General features: G+C 44.1%; 18 protein-coding genes and 2 pseudogenes. 15 read left to right on the top strand and 5 right to left on the bottom strand.

All coding sequences use genetic code 11. The features are described 5' to 3' along the window. Positions 1 to 26: 26 nt before the first annotated feature. On the bottom strand, positions 27 to 248 hold the full coding sequence (locus tag ACQQ6X_RS07615; protein ID WP_430493551.1) for a hypothetical protein: 222 nt from the start codon (positions 246 to 248) through the stop codon (positions 27 to 29). A gap of 152 nt (positions 249 to 400) precedes the next feature. Here ACQQ6X_RS07615 and ACQQ6X_RS07610 point away from each other — a divergent pair. The 6 genes and pseudogenes from ACQQ6X_RS07610 (at position 401) to ACQQ6X_RS07585 (ending at position 4,941) form a co-directional block, all read left to right on the top strand. Beyond that, a pseudogene (locus ACQQ6X_RS07610) lies at positions 401 to 1,403 on the top strand (phosphotransferase enzyme family protein). A gap of 90 nt (positions 1,404 to 1,493) precedes the next feature. Further along, on the top strand, positions 1,494 to 2,654 hold the full coding sequence (locus ACQQ6X_RS07605; protein ID WP_305164830.1) for an immunity 26/phosphotriesterase HocA family protein: 1,161 nt from the start codon (positions 1,494 to 1,496) through the stop codon (positions 2,652 to 2,654). 30 nt (positions 2,655 to 2,684) lie between these two features. Further along, entirely contained in the window at positions 2,685 to 3,203 is a 519-nt protein-coding gene (locus ACQQ6X_RS07600; RefSeq protein WP_305164829.1) for a hypothetical protein, read from the top strand. 35 nt (positions 3,204 to 3,238) lie between these two features. Next, positions 3,239 to 3,898, top strand: coding sequence for a DUF2625 domain-containing protein (locus tag ACQQ6X_RS07595; RefSeq protein ID WP_305164828.1), 660 nt, complete (start codon positions 3,239 to 3,241; stop codon positions 3,896 to 3,898). Between the two features lie 28 nt (positions 3,899 to 3,926). After that, the gene (locus tag ACQQ6X_RS07590) at positions 3,927 to 4,376 is read left to right on the top strand and encodes a hypothetical protein (protein ID WP_305164827.1); all 450 of its coding nucleotides are present in this window, start codon (positions 3,927 to 3,929) and stop codon (positions 4,374 to 4,376) included. 28 nt (positions 4,377 to 4,404) lie between these two features. Continuing rightward, complete coding sequence (locus ACQQ6X_RS07585; protein ID WP_305165067.1) at positions 4,405 to 4,941, top strand: SMI1/KNR4 family protein; 537 nt, start codon at positions 4,405 to 4,407, stop codon at positions 4,939 to 4,941. Between the two features lie 105 nt (positions 4,942 to 5,046). Here ACQQ6X_RS07585 and ACQQ6X_RS07580 read toward each other — a convergent pair whose 3' ends face one another. The 3 genes from ACQQ6X_RS07580 to ACQQ6X_RS07570 form a co-directional block, all read right to left on the bottom strand. Further along, a complete protein-coding gene (locus ACQQ6X_RS07580) occupies positions 5,047 to 5,631 on the bottom strand; it encodes an RBBP9/YdeN family alpha/beta hydrolase (RefSeq protein WP_305164826.1) in 585 nt (194 codons plus the stop codon). 193 nt (positions 5,632 to 5,824) lie between these two features. Next, complete coding sequence (locus ACQQ6X_RS07575) at positions 5,825 to 6,394, bottom strand: DUF1697 domain-containing protein (RefSeq protein ID WP_305164825.1); 570 nt, start codon at positions 6,392 to 6,394, stop codon at positions 5,825 to 5,827. Between the two features lie 33 nt (positions 6,395 to 6,427). After that, on the bottom strand, positions 6,428 to 7,078 hold the full coding sequence (locus ACQQ6X_RS07570; RefSeq protein WP_305164824.1) for a hypothetical protein: 651 nt from the start codon (positions 7,076 to 7,078) through the stop codon (positions 6,428 to 6,430). Positions 7,079 to 7,291: 213 nt separating this feature from the next. Here ACQQ6X_RS07570 and ACQQ6X_RS07565 point away from each other — a divergent pair, with 213 nt between their 5' ends. The 4 genes from ACQQ6X_RS07565 to ACQQ6X_RS07550 all read left to right on the top strand — a co-directional run bounded on the left by ACQQ6X_RS07565 (position 7,292) and on the right by ACQQ6X_RS07550 (position 11,526). Next, complete coding sequence (locus ACQQ6X_RS07565; protein ID WP_305164823.1) at positions 7,292 to 8,284, top strand: hypothetical protein; 993 nt, start codon at positions 7,292 to 7,294, stop codon at positions 8,282 to 8,284. A 2-nt stretch (positions 8,285 to 8,286) separates the two neighbouring features. Then, the gene (locus ACQQ6X_RS07560; protein ID WP_305164822.1) at positions 8,287 to 9,372 is read left to right on the top strand and encodes a hypothetical protein; all 1,086 of its coding nucleotides are present in this window, start codon (positions 8,287 to 8,289) and stop codon (positions 9,370 to 9,372) included. Between the two features lie 83 nt (positions 9,373 to 9,455). Beyond that, positions 9,456 to 10,394, top strand: a complete 939-nt coding sequence (locus ACQQ6X_RS07555) for an ADP-ribosylglycohydrolase family protein (RefSeq protein ID WP_305164821.1) — start codon at positions 9,456 to 9,458, stop codon at positions 10,392 to 10,394. 211 nt (positions 10,395 to 10,605) lie between these two features. Beyond that, positions 10,606 to 11,526, top strand: coding sequence for a hypothetical protein (locus ACQQ6X_RS07550; protein ID WP_305164820.1), 921 nt, complete (start codon positions 10,606 to 10,608; stop codon positions 11,524 to 11,526). Between the two features lie 42 nt (positions 11,527 to 11,568). On the opposite strand, the gene ACQQ6X_RS07545 is transcribed toward ACQQ6X_RS07550, so the two are convergent. Further along, positions 11,569 to 12,138 carry a TerD family protein gene (locus ACQQ6X_RS07545; protein WP_305164819.1) on the bottom strand — a complete coding sequence of 190 codons (570 nt, stop codon included), beginning with the start codon at positions 12,136 to 12,138 and terminating at the stop codon, positions 11,569 to 11,571. 289 nt (positions 12,139 to 12,427) lie between these two features. Between ACQQ6X_RS07545 and ACQQ6X_RS07540 the strand changes: the two genes are divergently transcribed. The 5 genes and pseudogenes from ACQQ6X_RS07540 to ACQQ6X_RS07520 all read left to right on the top strand — a co-directional run. Beyond that, positions 12,428 to 12,967, top strand: a complete 540-nt coding sequence (locus ACQQ6X_RS07540) for a CueP family metal-binding protein (RefSeq protein ID WP_305164818.1) — start codon at positions 12,428 to 12,430, stop codon at positions 12,965 to 12,967. 286 nt (positions 12,968 to 13,253) lie between these two features. Further along, positions 13,254 to 15,317, top strand: coding sequence for a methyl-accepting chemotaxis protein (locus ACQQ6X_RS07535; RefSeq protein ID WP_305164817.1), 2,064 nt, complete (start codon positions 13,254 to 13,256; stop codon positions 15,315 to 15,317). 217 nt (positions 15,318 to 15,534) lie between these two features. Continuing rightward, positions 15,535 to 16,272 carry a tyrosine-type recombinase/integrase gene (locus ACQQ6X_RS07530; RefSeq protein ID WP_305164816.1) on the top strand — a complete coding sequence of 246 codons (738 nt, stop codon included), beginning with the start codon at positions 15,535 to 15,537 and terminating at the stop codon, positions 16,270 to 16,272. A gap of 9 nt (positions 16,273 to 16,281) precedes the next feature. Further along, on the top strand, positions 16,282 to 16,674 hold the full coding sequence (locus tag ACQQ6X_RS07525) for a tyrosine-type recombinase/integrase (RefSeq protein ID WP_369425850.1): 393 nt from the start codon (positions 16,282 to 16,284) through the stop codon (positions 16,672 to 16,674). Between the two features lie 128 nt (positions 16,675 to 16,802). Further along, positions 16,803 to 17,280 (top strand): annotated as a pseudogene (locus ACQQ6X_RS07520) (hypothetical protein); the annotation flags it as partial.

Genomic DNA, 17,280 nt, shown 5'->3' with positions numbered 1-17,280 from the left:
GTATACTCACCGGAAGCCTATATCTATTATAATAAGTTATAAGAAATTTCAATCGGTTCATAATGCGGGGCATATCGATCCTCACGATTATACATAGCCAAAAGCACCTTCAAACGATGGGTATAATTGGCATCATTTTTTCCATATTCCTCACTATGTTTCTCCAAATAGTCAACCTTCGAATAATCGGCGTGATTACCTATTAGACTTTGCAGCATTTCATCATAGGGCGCCATCATCTGATCCAACAGCTTTTTGTAGTTCGTTATGTACAAAAAACAAGCGATGTCCTTTTGAGAGGGGACTGTGCCTAATGGGATAGACGTCCAATTCTAATGGGTGACTCTATTTGTTATAATAGCTGCAAATTCACAAGCTAGCATGTAAAGGGGGGGCATCTTTGGAAGCGATACTAAGACGGAACTGGCCGGAGTGGGACGGAACATTGCAGAGACGAACCGGAGGTTGGAATAATACGACGTATTTTGTTAAGAGCGGTGGGCGAAGTGGGGTGCTGCGCATCTACGATACGCACAGGGATCGGAACAAAATCGTATTTGAGCATGCGGTTTTGCAGGAGCTGAGCAGGCATTCTCTATCATTCAGGGTTCCAATGCCAATCCGAACGATTACGGGAGAGACACTTGCACAGGTTGAGGAGGAAAGGGGCAAATATGTATGTCTGTTTCGAATACATAGAAGGCATATCTCCATCCGAGCAGGATGCAAGCTTTGCCTATTCTTTTGGCGAGGCTGCTGGTGAACTATCTGCTGTGCTTGCAACATTCAAACTTGGTATGACCCCAGTCTATCGTCCATATTATGCTTTGCAGCAATCCTATCCATTATGTAACCGGGAAACGGTACAAGGTTTCTGTTTCAACCCATCGGAGCATTTTCAAGATCTACATAAAGAACTGCGACTGATAGGAAAAGCATGTGAAGAGATAACAGATTCACTTCATGCATTGGAAGAGCTGCCGCATCAGCTTGTACATGGTGATTTGAATGCTTCCAATTTATTGGTAAAAGACTCTGATCCTAGCCAGGTCGCTGCACTTCTTGATTTTGAATTTTGCACGCTAGACGTTCGGGTGATGGAACCGGCGGTCATTTTATCAGGATTTTTGGGACAACCGGAGGAGACGACAGCTGTTCGTGATTTTTGCCGGGGCTTCTGCCGCCAGGTTCGTTTGAGCCATTCTGAGATTGATGCATTGCCTGTGTTAATGCTGCTTAGAAAGGTAGACGTATTTCTTCATTTTTCAAGTCGCTTTCTGGAAGGAACCGATCAGCCACACGTGCTGCAAGAACAGGTCAAACAGATTGCGGGCGACTTGCTCCAACTGTCTACCAGCAGTAGCTGGATTCAGGAGGAGTTGGCTCAATCTGGAACAGTATAGGAATAAGCGAGCTACACGCCGTGTTATGTTATAATTTTTGGAATAACAGAGATGAAGTCTACTGAATGGTACTCGGAACAGGAGGAGCAGATGAATAGTTGGTTAACCAACGCGTTACGACCCTACTTCGGGCTGGAGACACTGGAGGAGCATTGGGACGTGGTAGAAATTAAAGGAGGATATTACATTTGTTTGGATGGGGATGTTATTCGCAAGCGAATTTCTTCCACTGAGGATGCTTATGGAGAAGCGGATGTAGAGATTTTTACCCGTGATCAGGCATTTGTTCTGCCTAAAACGGCTCGTGGCAAAGAGAAAAAACTGAATTATACAAGTGTTTCGAGCATCACGGCAGAAGGTGTGGCATTTTCAGCAGGCATTCGAAGAGATCGTCCTATTGGTTATGTTACTGCTGTGAATAACAAAACTGGTGTGAGACTGCCTATCACTGGATGCGAGCATTTACATAGTAAAGAAGAGATCATCGATTGGCTTCAACGTTATCCGTCGCTTGTGCCTAACGACTATGATCGGAAGCTGGATCGATTAAAGCATATGAAAAATCAGCGTTATAAAACCATCCCGGGAGACATCTTTCGCGTGGAAATAGACCTTTTCACAGATGGGTATGTACTGGTCGTCGGTGATTTGCGCCAAATGCAAAAGGATCAGCTGTTTGCAAAGGAGAGCATATGGAACAGTGTCATGACGATGCCTTTATTCGTACGTCCGTATTTGTGTACAAGTCGTGACCGTTCAATAACTCTGGAATCCATCACAGCCGCCCCGTTATCGGATACAACCTGGATTGTCATGGATGATTCCTTTATGCGAGGGTCCTACGAGCGGGTAGGGCATAAAGCATTGGTAGAAGAGGATATTGTGTTTCCGATTGGTTACGGCAGTAGCATAGATAGCAGTAAAGAAAGAATATATAGGCTGTCCTGGGGAACGGGCACAATTTTCAAACCGGAAGGGGAGACAGTATACAAGTCTGCGCGGGAATTTTTAAATAACGGTGTGTATTCAGGTATCATTACGGACTGTTTTGGTCCTTGGGAAGAGCGGGAGTGGCACAAAACGCTGGATAATCCGTTGTATCGGGAGGAGCGTCGAAAAGCACTGGCCGAATTCGGATTCCCGGAAGACATTTCATACGATGAGTTCAACCGCCAGACGGGAGGACTGACACGTTCGGAATATCTCGCTTATTTGGGAAGGAGCTATAGCGGAAAAAGAAAGATAAAATGATGCGGTTATACATCTTTATAGGAGGGGCCAATGAAATATCTTAAAGATTGTCCGGAACCAGGCATGGGAACCTGGTACTTTGAAATTGATTCAGATGGCGTAGCTTATCGGCAAATTGTTATCCAGGATGACGGTACGTATATTGCTTCTAATCGCAAGCATGAGCAGTATCATTTCTTGTTGGCCGAGAAAGCGATTGATGATACAGAGCCTTATTATACGAAAATCACAAAAAAAGAGTTTGAAGAAGTCTGGTCCAACAATCTTCACACTTTCAACAAGGAATGGCAGCAAATCAAAAATGCACTGCCCGTTGGGACTAAGGTAAAGGGGTATATTGAAGCCTTTTTCCCACATGGCACACTTATTCATATTTTCCAGTACAATGCAGTCGGATTGGCAGACACCCGTTCATATGCGGAAAAGGCCCCGTCCGAGTGGATGTATCCGAGACATGAGATCACAGCGATTGTACAAGGCTTTGACGAGCTGAATCAGTGGGTGATTTTGGAGCAAATGCAGGTGTTCGAAAATCAGTTCACAGGCTGAAAGATGGATATCAGAATACAGAAAGGGGAATGAACATGCGTACGTTAACGGTTGATGAACTGGTGGATCAGGACAACCATGCATGGGAAGAGGTCAAAAATATTCTGGAAGAAGGGGATAATCCATATCGCATTGTATCGGCAGAATCGGAATCTGCGAGCGTAGATACGCTCTACCGCTTGCAGGTGAGTACAAAATCGTACTTGGGAACGGTTGCCTATGAAACAGGCGGGATCATATTTGATCACGGGTGGATCACTTTACTGGGTGCAGGCGGGACCGGAATTTACGGTAGCTTGACTTCGTGGAACGGGCTGCAAGAGCCAGCAAGCGTTTCTGCACTGGGGGGAATGCTGATTGTAGCCTATGATGCAGCAGGTGGCTTCTTTGGGCTGGACACAGGGAAGTTTGGACGCAGCGGCCATATCTACTATTTTGCACCGGATACATTGGAGTGGGAATCCACAGAGCTGGCCTATTCCGGTTTCTTGAATTGGTTGGCTGAGGGAGATTTGGGCTTGTTCTACCAGACATTCCGCTGGAATGGTTGGCAGGCGGATATGGAGCAACTTCAGCCAGGAGAGGTATTTGCTTATTATCCACCACTATGGACTCAGGAAGGTGGCGGAGAGACCAGTCACAAATCTCCTATAAATGTAACAGAAGCGTGGCAGGCGGTAATAGATAGGGGCTAACCCCGCTAAAGGGGAGGAGGCGTAGATCATGAATCATCCCATTCAATCCAAACTGATGCAACTGAATGAAATACTTTCTCAAAATAACATTGATCATTTTTACATTTATGATTATACAAGCCGGCCCAAGCTGGTACTAGCAGGGAGCTTTGACTTTAGCTATTATCACAACATAGAGATCACATTTTACGAGGTCTCGTTCCTTTCCTGTCCGGGCGGTGTATTTTCAATTGAGTGCTTTAGACTGGCGAATGACAAGGAATTAGAATTATTAAAAACCATCTCTTACGGATTTCATGAGGGGCCTGTGATTTGTATGGAAGATCAAACGTTTGGCAGCCGATTTTTTATAGCTGCGGAAAGCTTGGATTACGAGCTCAAGACGGTTTATTACTACAGACGCGAGAACCTTCAACCTCATGAAAGTTTGGCTGAATGGGTTGAAAAAGATAGAGAAGGTAGAAACAACAACGCTTAGAGACACCGAGGTAGGGAGGGTGGTTATGATGTGGAGTATTCACTTTGAACATCAATTTATAAAATGTCCGGAAGCAACTGGTGAACAAATCGCTAATTTTCTGAAAGCATGGAACATCAAGCTATCGGAGCAGGAGATTCACGAAATCCAACAAAGACAAGTGAACCCTTTTCCGAAATCGTCTCCATTTTACGATCAATATAAACCGCTAGATCCTGTTAGCTGGCATTTGCCCCAAGGACAATTTCCTGATCGTTACATAGAATTCCTGAAATACTCTAACGGCGGGGAATTTCAAAATGGAGAACGTTATTTTCAGTTTTTCGATACCGAAGATTTGAGAGAAATGAACCTCGCTTATGAGCTGCCAGCTTATATGCCAGGTGCCGTGTCGTTTGCGATGGACGGTAGTGGAAATCACTATATGTTTGATATGAGAGAGGAAAAAAGAAACAACGAATATCCCATTCTTTTTGCTCATTCTGGAAGTTTGGGGTACGACGAATGTGAACAGGTAGCTCATTCTTTTATGGAGCTATGCACGGAAAAATGGGCTTTATATTGATATCTTGACTAAACTTCGCTTTATTCCCCCTAACTCATCCAGTAGGAAATGTAAAACCCGCAAGCTGCACCCTTTTTGCCAGGTCTATCTTGCGGGTTTTTAACGCTACCTATTTTCATTCATCATTTCCATTAAAACTTGATAGACGATCGGTAAAGTGGTAAAGCCGTCACTTTGTAAAAAGTGTCCTCCATGATCTAATTCGTGAAAATCAGCCCGGATATCTTCCGCTAGTTTCTTACTAAGTGCAAAGGGGACAATTGCGTCGTCCTTTGAAGCTATAACTGCACGCGCTTTTAGCGAATCCGTGATCTGCTGATGATCCAAATGGTCATTTGTAAATTCATCTAATGACGGCAGGCTTGGCACTGGGTCAGTAAAACCGGAAACGAAAACGGCGCCACCTAGTGGTTCAGGGATGTTGACTTGCTGCAGGTATCTTAATATGGATACACAACCCAAGCTATGACCAATAAAATAGGTGTCTTTATGTAGGGCTTTAATATTTTGCAATAGGTGCTCAATCCACTCATTAAGTTTGGGGGCTTGCGAGTTGGGCATATCTAGTATATTTACCGAAACCCCGTCTTCCTGTAATTTATCTTGTAACCAAGGAAACCAATGATCTGTTGGCGAAGCTGTGTATCCGTGGATTATATATACTTGTTTTTGATTTTGTATGTTTGTCACAGTGTTTTTTCTCCCATTATTCAGTGTTTAGTTCATGCTGATGATAGGTGTCCCTCTTCGTCTGAGAACCCTTCCAGTTTAGCAAAATCTCTATGCCTATAGTATCAGAAATTGTTGATTTATATAGATAATTTTTTTAATGAGTTTTGGCGAGTTTTTGATCTTGCCTATCCCTATTTAATCACGACTACCGTCAGGAGCTCATATCCTGCAACTCTTCCTGTTCAGCCATTTGCATCAGCTTATAAATCTGGCGTGCTGTGTTCACATTCCGTACTGTCATTTGCTGATACAGCTTGGTGCCGACTAATTTCGTTAACCCGCTTTTTGTGACTTGTTCTTTGCTGACAGAAAACAGAACGGCCCCGGTCGTATAGATGACATGCCCAATTCCCGATTTCAAGGGAAGCTTGTCCAGAACAGAAATATCGTTAATCTCATCCCACAGAAACATTACATCACTTTTCATCTGTGTATCATTAGCCCATTCATTCGGTAGTGCCTCCATAATGCTCTGAATCTCCTTTATATTACGAACGATGACGCGGATAGGTAAGCTAAAATCCTCCAGAATCGCCTGTTCCAGTATGAGCGATAGCTCCTGGTTGGGCCGCTCCTGACTGGAAAAAATAATGTTTCCAGAATTAATGTAAGTCGTCACATGCCCCATACCTGCATGTTCAAACGTTTGCTTGAGCTTCTTCATCTCGATCTTGTTGTTGCCGCCAACATTGATGCCCCGCAGTAATGCGATATAGATCATAAAAAGCCCACCTCTCTTCAACCAATAGGATTTCTAACAAAGGGATAGGTAATTCAGCAAATACGTGGTTTGGTTTTCGCCCAACACATGATGCAGCAATGGTTTTACGTGCTCGATATATGCTGCTTTGGTTTCGTATGTATCTTCATCTATCAATTCTCCCTTAAAGGTACAGGCACCTTCGATCAGAATGGAAAGAGCCATAAAGAAGTTAGCTAAAGAGTCAGCCACCTGCTGCGCCCCACCACTCTCAATTGCAGCATATACAGGGGAACCAGGTGCGCTAGTATCGACAATGATTGGATCATCATTAAACGTGGCAATTACAACATGGTGGGAGGGCCACGAAGATGACTCATGAACAATCTCTCCAGATGTAATGAAGCGATAGCCCAGCTGTTGGCGATATAAATGTTCTGGTGCGACAAAAAAGAGAACAGCAGCATCCCCGATTTCAACGGCTGCATTTTTTAATTTGTGTGTTCCCGCTGCCTTAGCATCGATCATTTCATAATGGCTATATAGATACTCAAGCTCAGGGGATATAGGTATGCGGCTGTCCCAGCAATCTGTTAGGTTCTCCATCTGGGGCTGGATGTCGTGGTCTTGGAATAGCCCGTAGGCTGCATTATACAAGTTTTGCTGGTGTACAAACCGGGTCAGCGCTTCGCTTAATTGTTTCATAGGTGTTCATTCCTTTCTAATCGTAGGCTATAGCCTGCGACATGACGTCATCCTAGCATAAAGATATCATAATATAGAAAGGAAGAACATATGTTTCTGTATTTGTGTCACCTTGCCAGTCGATCCAGATTAATTTTACAATATAGGAGTTCGGATTAATGTGTGATGTCAGGTTCAACATGAAGTTTGGCTTGCTATGCAAGGAGGAGAGAAATGTCATTTTCTAAAATATACGATTACAAATTAAGAGCCTATTTTAATGAGCGTATTTCTGATGTAGATCATGAAGATCTATTTTATTCCTATCCTGATCAAGAGCAAAATTTAAGAGTATTAACTCTGAATATAAACGAGCAGGATCATATTTCTTTAGTGCGATGGCATGATTTATTTGACAGGTCGCTATTTACAAAAATGGATCATCCCATTCTAAGTGTAGCGGATGCTGAACGTCTGATTCGATTGCTTTCGCTCATGTTTAACGTTTTTGATATACATAAAGATGCTGTTTATAGCCGAAAAAACTTATGTTGTGTTTATTATCAATATCAAATTTCTCTTCTAGCAGAGAGAGGGAATGAATTCTCGCCTACTCAGGACAGGCTATTTTTTCTTCACCAGCTCTTATTTGAACTGGGTTTAGGGGATGACATTTATGATCGTCTAACGATTGAAAATAATAAGCTGATGTACAGGATGGAAGACGCACAGCAGTATGATATGCACATTCTAATTGACATTTTGCATGAGCATATTAACAAAAATAAGATGGATATGGATACCCGAGCAGCGCTAGGAAAAATAAAAATCTTGCAAGGCCAGTTGATCAGCTTCATCCTGGGCAGTCATGATGTATATGATTTTCCGTATGACGATTTCAACAAGTCGTTTGCAGAAGCAACCCTGTTTATACAAGCCTATAACTCCAATAAAAATAGGGTATTAGAGGTGCTGATCGACTGTATCAATGAACATCAATCTCCAACAGAGCAGTTCATCTCCAATATGATCTTGATGAATTACTCCTATTTTGTTCTCAAAAGTAATCCTAGCGAAATTACATATCTTAAATTATTCTGCAAGAAAAAACCGGGGATTTTTATGAAAGTATTGACTGCATTGCTTGAACTCAGATTTTTTATCGATAAATCCAGCTTCACAAATACGGGTATAAATTATTATTTATCAAGAATAAAAGGGGTCTAACGATGCCATTCCATGACATTTCTTTACCTGATTTACCACAGACGATCGGGCATCTTACAGCCATTCATCCTGTAAAAGGTGGCTCTCAGGGAAGCATAACCTTGTTGGCATTGAACACACAAGCAGAACTGTGGAGGATAGAACTTCGCTCAGGCAGTGCAGAATTATGCACCCGTATTTGTATTCCTAATTTTAATCCCCTGCAACCTGTCCAAATGGTGACCAGTCCTGATGGCAAGTACGCAGCCATCTCCAATCGTTTTGGCCGGCATGCGGCAGTGTATGATTTAGTCCATGCTCAAGAAAAAATGCAATTATCACGGGACGAATACCACTACGATAAAAGTATGTTTCCCCTGGCATTTGTATATCAAGACGGTGCATGTATCCTTGTTCATGGAACGGAATGGAACCGGCTGGATCTGACGGATGTAGAAACCGGGTTGCTTTTGACTGCAAGACCTACCCCAGTTTATAACAGCGAAAACAAAGATGAGCATTATCTAGACTATTTTCATGGGAGGCTGCTGGTTTCACCAGAGGGAAAGTGGATTGCAGATACAGGATGGGTATGGGCTCCCTTAGGAGTGGTCCGAACTTGGTCATTATCCGATTGGCTGCTGAATCCATGGGAATCGGAGAATGGTCCGTCAGTTCGCCATCTTTGGCAAACTATAGATTGGGATGGGCCAGTGTGCTGGACAGGACCCGATACATTGGCGGTTTGGGGACAGATGGATGCCGATCTACTGGAGGAGGAAGATTGGGGAGAGGAAGGAGTGGAACCGGCGGTTGTCCTATTCGATATGACTCAGCCCGGGTACCGACGTGTGCTTCCTGCGATCCCGCCTCTAAATTGTAAGCCTGATGAAGACGGGATTTACCCATATTCCCAAGCGGATATAGCCGTTTCCGGCGACCGATTATTCTTATGGGGAAAAGGGGTCCCGCTTCAGGTATGGCGGCTTTCAAGCGGTGTGCGGGAACATGTAGATACGGAGCGATTTTCGCTCATTTACCATCACGAGGCAGGAATTTTCGTTGAATTGAAATCGGATAGCCGTTGTACAGCCTTGAGCTACGAATAAATAGCGTTACCGGATTTTCTTCCATCCTGGCCATATGGAAAATATACATTATCTATATCAATTACAAAGGAGTGTACATCAAAATGGCACTGATCAAGGATCGTTTTTTGGGATGCCTGGTTGGGCTGGCTGTGGGGGATGCTTTGGGGACCACAGTAGAATTTAGCAGTCCAGGCACATTTGAACCAGTAACGGATATCGTAGGCGGCGGTGTATTTGGGTTGAAGGCGGGGCAGTGGACAGACGATACGTCTATGGCGCTCTGTTTGGCTGAGAGTATGGTGCAAAAAGATAGCTTTGATCCAGCAGATCAAATGCGCCGTTACACCAATTGGTACCACCTGGGTTATATGAGCAGCACGGGAACGTGCTTTGATATCGGTGGTGCGACGAGAGCAGCACTACATCGCTTCGAGGCCACTGGAGAGCCGTATAGTGGGTCCGTTGACCCCATGACTGCCGGTAATGGCTCGATTATGAGGCTTGCACCTGTTGCCATGGCCTATGCGAACCGCCCGGAAGAGGCCGTGAGGTACGCTGAACTGAGCTCGCGAACTACTCATGGAGCAGCCGAAAGTGTGGAGGCCTGTGCTGTGCTTGCTTCCATTCTTGTGGCAGGTCTGCGGGGAGCAGACAAAGAATCCATGTTATCAGCCGACGTTTGCTATAAGTGGCGGCAGGAACAGCCAGCTTATTCGGCAGCCATTGAAGAAATCATTCAGGGATCTTACAAGGTTAAGGAGCCGCCTGAAATACAAGGAACTGGTTACGTCATTCTTTCCCTTGAGGCTGCACTGTGGGCATTTTACCATTCGGCTTCATTTGAAGAGGGGGCACTGCTGGCCGTAAATCTGGGGGATGACGCAGATACGACCGGGGCGGTGTATGGGCAAATTGCAGGAGCTTATTACGGGCTAAGCGGTATCCCGAGTCACTGGCGCGAGAAGCTGGTGATGAAGGAGACGATCGATGAGCTGACGGAGGCTTTGTGGCAGAAGGCCGACAAGGGCCAGCCACTCTAAGAGGAACATCCATAAGATCAAGCTGGGTTGCTTTTATTGTGAAGCAGAACCCGGCTTTTTTTGTTCACTATATTTTTTCCCATGACTCATCTCTTGGGATTACTCCCCATATCGCCATACTTCCACCCTCCTCAGTTACATGTCGTTATGACAAAATGAAGTCCAGTACAAATCATACTTCACTTTACTGACTTTTAGAGGAGGAACTACATTGTCACATCAATATAAACAGCTTCATTCATTTGTCGCTATTTCCAAGGATATAAAAGGGTTTGAGATCGTTTCGACCCAATTTGGACCTGATGGACGTGTGTATATTTTGTTAATTGATAAAGTCCCAGAACGAGTGCGGGGGATGTTCACGCCTACCTCTCTTAAAGAGAGACGTACTTACAAGATACTCATTATAGACGATTACATTGAAGAAGTGTATGTGGAGGGGCAGCAGTTTAACTATCATTATGTACAGCCTCTACATCAACATCTACTGCTCGTCGGAGCGCGGTGTCATTATTATGGAACCGGCCAATACGATTTAAATGGTAAAATCATTGATTATGAAGGTCGTACCGTGAGTGAACTACTGCTTGGAGACGGTATCCAGAGTGTTCAGGTTACAGGGGAAGGTACGATCTGGACCAGTTATTTTGATGAAGGTATATTCGGGAATTATGGTTGGAATGAGCCTGTGGGGTCCTCCGGCCTGGTCGCCTGGAATAAAGAGGGACACAAAGTATATGAGAACCAAGCGGCAGACATTCATGATTGCTATGCTTTGAACGTGGTTAGCGAACAGGAAATCTGGTTTTACTACTATTCAGACTTTTCATTAGGACATATTTCCGGTAGCGACCGTACGAATATTACGTTAATGAATCCGAGGATTTCCGGCTGTTCCGGGGTGGCTACAGATGGGGTTCACTTTTTGTTCGACAGCGGGTATGGAAAGAATGGACAATATGTCTTGAAAAAGAATGTGAAGCCAGGCAGCTTGAGCAAAGGAGAACACATTCGCTTTTTAAATGACGAGCAAGAGTTCCTTCAGCCGCACGAACAGGATTTCAGAAAAGACCGCCTGCTGCTCCGTGAAGGTTCTCTGCTGTATCAGGTGGCTGTTGAAAAGTTAGTATAAAAACCCACGTCAGACGTGGGTTTTTCCTTAACACCAAAATACTTATTCATACGTTTTGACAAGATCATTCAGGGAGGTAATGGTGCTTCCTTCCCCAATAGCACCGAATTTCCACTCCCCTCCATAGCGGTAGACTTCACCTACACGGATACTACACATCCCTTTATAGTCCTCTGTCAAGTTGTATCGGAGAATCTCTCCATCTTGGGACGCATCCAATACTCGAATATAAGCATTGTTCACCATACTGAAATCTTTACGTCTACCAAAGCTGAAAAAACGGAATATATTCACAATAAATACGACTCTATGCACTTCAGGTGGTAGTTGTTGGAGGGAGACGGTAATGACTTCATCATCACCGTCACCATGTCCTGTCAAGTTGTCACCACTATGTACGACGGCCCCGCAAGGGCTATTTTTGTTTCCGAAATATACTAGATTTTTCGTCTGAGTCAGCTTGCCGTTCTCATTAAGAAGCAGTGCTGACGCATCAATATCCATGGATCTGCCCCTCATAGGGTCCCATCCCAGCCCTACTTTTAGCACGGATAAGTGTGGATTATTTTTGGTTAGGTCTACCTTCTGTCCTTTAACTAGACTAATACTCAATGTTATGCCTCCCTATCATTATGTTCGTTCTACTCTGAATTGTAGCATATTTATAGAAGGAGATAATCTATTCATAACTTCGTAGTTGCAGAGAGCGCTTCAGTATTTTGCATCACTCTATGCTGTCTACGTTGTCTATGCTGTTTTGCTCCTGGGTCTAATGTGATGTCAATACATCTGAATAAACAAGCAAAGATGTGAATATCTGGTGACTTCAGTACTGTATTTTGTCCGTTACGGCGCGTTCTCTATTATAATGATTTAAAACGGACAAGGAGATGAACTCCAGATGAAAAAAGGAATCTTGGTCGCTTCAGGGTTGGTTGTTGCAGCATTGGGCACATACCTGATTGCAGGAAATATGCAGAAAGAAGGAGCGGACAGGCTCGGGACAACAGATATCAAGCAATTGGTGCATGATTTCAGCGCAGGCAAGGGAACAGGTCAATCTGCTTCCATTAATTCCAGTCAGTTAATTGTTAATGGAGACCATACACAACCCATAACTTATGATTTGCCTGACAACGAGTTTTTTGTTTCGATAGCGCCATATGTAGACCAGACGCACCCTTGTGCAACTCATAGTCTAACCGGCTGCCAAGGCGAAATAAAAAATGGAGAGTTCAATGTGACCGTTCACGACTCCGAAGGGAATGTCATTATGGAGAATGCTGCTATGAAATCACAACCCAATGGTTTTATTGATCTATGGCTGCCAAGGGACAAAACTTACCGCATTAGCGTAAATCATGAAGGTAAAACGGCCCAAACGGAATTCTCTACATATGAGAAAGACGATACATGTATTACAACGATGCAGCTAGGTTAACGACAGAGAATAAAGGGGGTGAGCTTATTGATCGCTCGTACACTTTAAGTCTGCATAACCCTGCGTTCTCATACATAGCTTTTAGTAAAGAGCCTACGTCTAACGGAGGCTCTTTGTGCTACCCTAATCTTTTGCTAGAGTTACCGAACAGGTTGGGAGGAAATCTATGAGGAATCAGATAGCAAAACCTTAAATTGTAAATACTAAAAACCTATTAAAACAGCTGCGAACTTCCGACATATTATCTAAGAGCTTTTCGCTCAATATTCCTCGGGGAGATGGCGGCATGTCACAAAATATGAAGAAGCGCGAATTCAGATCATCCAGTATCGCTAACACATTGGCTATGGTCTTGTTAGTCATTATCGTTGTCGTCTTTGCAACCTTGGGGACGTTCATGTATGCGAGCACGCAAAGCATGCTTGTCAAGCAACAAGAGGCCATGCTCCAGACCAAGACGCAGGCCACTGTCAGTCAATTTGACGCGTTATTTAAGGAAAAGGGCTCACTTGTCAAACAAATGGCAACAAATAATCTTTTTCGGCAGTATATAGAGACCACCGAATCAGCTGAAACGGTAAAAACTTCCCCACATGCTGCGGAAACCGAAGCGACTCTGGCAGCGATTGTAAAGGCAGAGCCATCTTTTGCCGACGCTTGGATTGCAGGAATACATGGCAAAGGCTTCTTTCTTCAGAATGATGGTGTTGCTTCCAAACCGGATTTCGATATCCATACACGCCCATACTTCAAGCCAGCTGTTGAAGCAGACGGTTTATACTACTCAGAACCCTATAAGGACGTCAATTCGGGTAATGTGCTCATGGGCATTTTCTATCCGATTAAAGATAGCAGTAACCAATTGATCGGATTTGCTGCAATCGATATTGCTTTCAAAGACATCCCTGCCGTTATGCAAAGCTATTCGCTTGGAAGCACAGGTTATTCGATTCTTGCATCCAAAACAGGTGATATTTTGTATCACCCCGATCAAAATAAAGTGCTGAAAGAAAAGATTAACGAAAGCACAGGTGATCTTGGCGAGATCGGAAAGAAAATGATTGCTGGTGAGTCCGGAGTACAGATCATTAATGATAATGGGGAACCTCGTTATATTGGGTATGCAACCAGTAAAGATACGGGATGGTCTGTTGGCTTAACCATTTCTGAAGAAGAGGCGCTCTCAGAATTAAGAACCTTTACCTGGATTACGATTGGCGGTTTTGCCGCAGCCACCATCCTGCTGGTTGTGATTTGTTATATAACGCTCCGTTACCTGCTGAGATCCATTCCGAAATTGCTCGCCAAAATCAAGCTGATTGAAAATGGCGATTTGACCGTTCAGTTTGATACGAATTCCCATAATGAAATTGGGCAGATTTCTCAAGGGATTCACAATATGGTTCAAAAAATTCAAGGCATGCTCCAAATGGTGGGAAGCTCCGCCCAAGTCTTGAATCAGTCTTCTCACGATCTACAGTCCATTTCTTCCAGAACCGCGGTCACGATGAACGATACGGCGACAGCAATTAATGAAATTGCCAATGCGACGAACTACCAGTCCATCGAGACGGATAACATTTTACAAAAAACCGGAGCCTTATCCGGCCAAATTGACGAAATTGCCAATGATACCAAAGCCATCGAATCGATGGTACAAACTTCGGCCGAACAAAGCGGACAAGGGCTTGCAGTAGTAGGCCAGCTTTCCAAATGGGCGGAAGAAAATCACAATTCCACACAAGCGATGTCGGCTATTATTCAGGATATCGATCTGAGCCGTCATGAGATTTCAGGCATTGTGGATACAGTCAACCAAATTGCAACACAGACCAACCTGCTAGCGCTTAATGCTTCTATAGAAGCTGCGCGTGCAGGAGAACAGGGCAAAGGGTTTGCTGTTGTTGCCGGAGAGGTTCGCAAGCTGGCTGAGCAGACGGCGCTGGCGACACAGGAAATCTACAAGAAGGTCCGTGTCATCGAAGAAAAAACCAGTGTATCGGTTGAGCATACCGTTCACGGTTTGAAAATCGCGGAAGAAAATGCGAGATCGGTAGAGGACACGAAGCAAGTGTTCTTTAGCATTAACAAGGATTTGGAAGATTTGAAATTACGAATGATCCAGATCAGCACCAACACCTCCAAAGTCCACAAGCACAAAGATGAGATTTTGCAGGCGCTGGAGATCATCTCTTCCACCACGGAAGAGAATTCCGCTTCAACCGAAGAGGTTAGCGCCAGCACGCAGGAACAATTGGAGAGCTTCGAACAGGTTGCTGAACTATCCAAACAATTAAACCAATTGTCTAATAAGCTGCAAGACGAATTAAAACAGTTCAAGGTCGAGTAACATGGTAGGTGGCGGCGATGCTACGGGATGATGTGACGGAGGAACTGGACAAATAAAGGTAAAGCATTTTATGATAATGTAAATTGGACTTAATGATCAATAATTCACTCTGAAAGAATCAGGGACTTAAGATGAATATCCATCTTAAGTCCCTTTTTTTGTGTAAAATTAGATTTCCAATTTTTTGAACGGCTGATATACTAGGGAGGCAAGTGAGATGAAGATAAACCTACTTTATCGGGATGAAAAAACGATCGGCGTACGGTTGGAGCGATACGGATTCAAGGAGCGAGAAGGGATTCGATCCATACCGAGCAGGAAATGGGTTCCAGACGAAAAAATATGGACCATTCCTTACAGTATCTCGGCTGTAGAAAGCATGTTGGAAGTGTATCGGAGCTGCAAGTTCGAGTGCGACGAGCGCTTGAATAAAGAGCTGCCGTTCATCCGGGAATGGCTGGATCGGCGGGACACGCAGGCTAATGCGGTTCCCTCTTCTTCGGAACGAGGTGAATGGAACCCGGATCAGCAGCAAGAAATGCGCGATGCATTGGTGGCAAGGGGCTACAGCAGCAAGACGATTAAAGCATACATATCGCAAACGGAACGTTTTTTTGCCGGATTGCAAGGGACCGAAGCAAGCATAAATGATACGGCGGTGCAAAAATATGCGTTGGCGCTGCTCGAAAAAGGCCTTTCGCACGCTTATGTTAACCAAGCGATCAGCGCGCTGAAATTTTACTTTCGCCATGTGCTAAAGCAGCCCAAATCCGCCGCCTATGTTCGTCCGAAAAAGGAGAGTAAACTGCCAGATGTGCTGTCCCTGAATGAGGTTATGCGTCTGTTGAAAGCAGTGAAAAATCTAAAGCATAAGGCTATTCTGTACCTGACGTATACATCCGGGCTGCGGGTAAGCGAAGTGGTGAGGTTGCGTCTTGAAGACTGCGACCGTTAACGGAAAGTACTGAAAGTTCGTCAGGGAAAGGGCAGGAAGGATCGGCAAACGCTGCTATCCGAAGCGGCTTTTGCGGTGGTCGAGCAGTATATAGAGGTGGAGCAGCCAGCAGACTGGCTGTTTCCAGGGCAGAGGGAAGGCCGCTACCTGACGGAACGTTCAGCGCAGAAAGTGTTTGAAAAAGCGCTGGCTGAAGCGGGCATTCGCAAACAGGTGAGTATCCATTCGCTAAGGCATTCCTTTGCGACCCACTTGCTGGAGAATGGGATTGGTCTTCGCTATATTCAGGAACTGCTAGGGCATCAGAGTGTGCGAACGACGGAACGGTATACACATGTGAGCAGACGGGACATTGGGCGGATTCAAAGTCCGTTGGATCGGATGAGCGGGCTGGAGGATTGAAACGCAGAAAGTGCGGGAATCAGGAGAAAAGTGCAGGATTCACGAAGTTCGTGAATATGACAAAGAGAGTATTCTTTCGGAAGTTCGTAAATAAGACGTTATACGACAGAATTTATTGGAGGTTTAATATGGATTCATTGTTAAGCCAAGAAGATTTAGATGAAATTGAATCAGTTGCTGCTGACTTTGAACAAAAATATAACAAGTTCACAACTGACACAAGTTCTGAGAGTGATCTTCAAACTATACTAAGAGCACACTTATATATTGAATACGAATTAGAGCAAATATTATTAAAAAACTTACTTCATCCAGAATTATTAAGAGATAAATTACGTTTCATTGACAAAGTAAGATTCGTGTTTTCAATGGGGCTGGTCCCAAGAGAGAACATGGACGCAATATTGAAGATCAATAATCTGAGGAATACATTTGCGCATAAGCTAGAATATAACTTCTTTGAAGAGGACTTAAATAAATTAATGGATTCTTTTTCAAATAAGCAGCGAACAGACTATGCATCATATTTAAAGGGAGAAACAATGGCTGGTGTAAGTGGAAAACTTAAAACAGCCCTTTTCACTATATGGATATCATTATATGAAG

The organism is Paenibacillus ottowii (assembly GCF_050516475.1).
Classification (GTDB): domain Bacteria; phylum Bacillota; class Bacilli; order Paenibacillales; family Paenibacillaceae; genus Paenibacillus; species Paenibacillus ottowii.
Note: the sequence above shows the minus strand (reverse complement) of the source record. Positions and strands in the feature narration are given on the sequence as shown.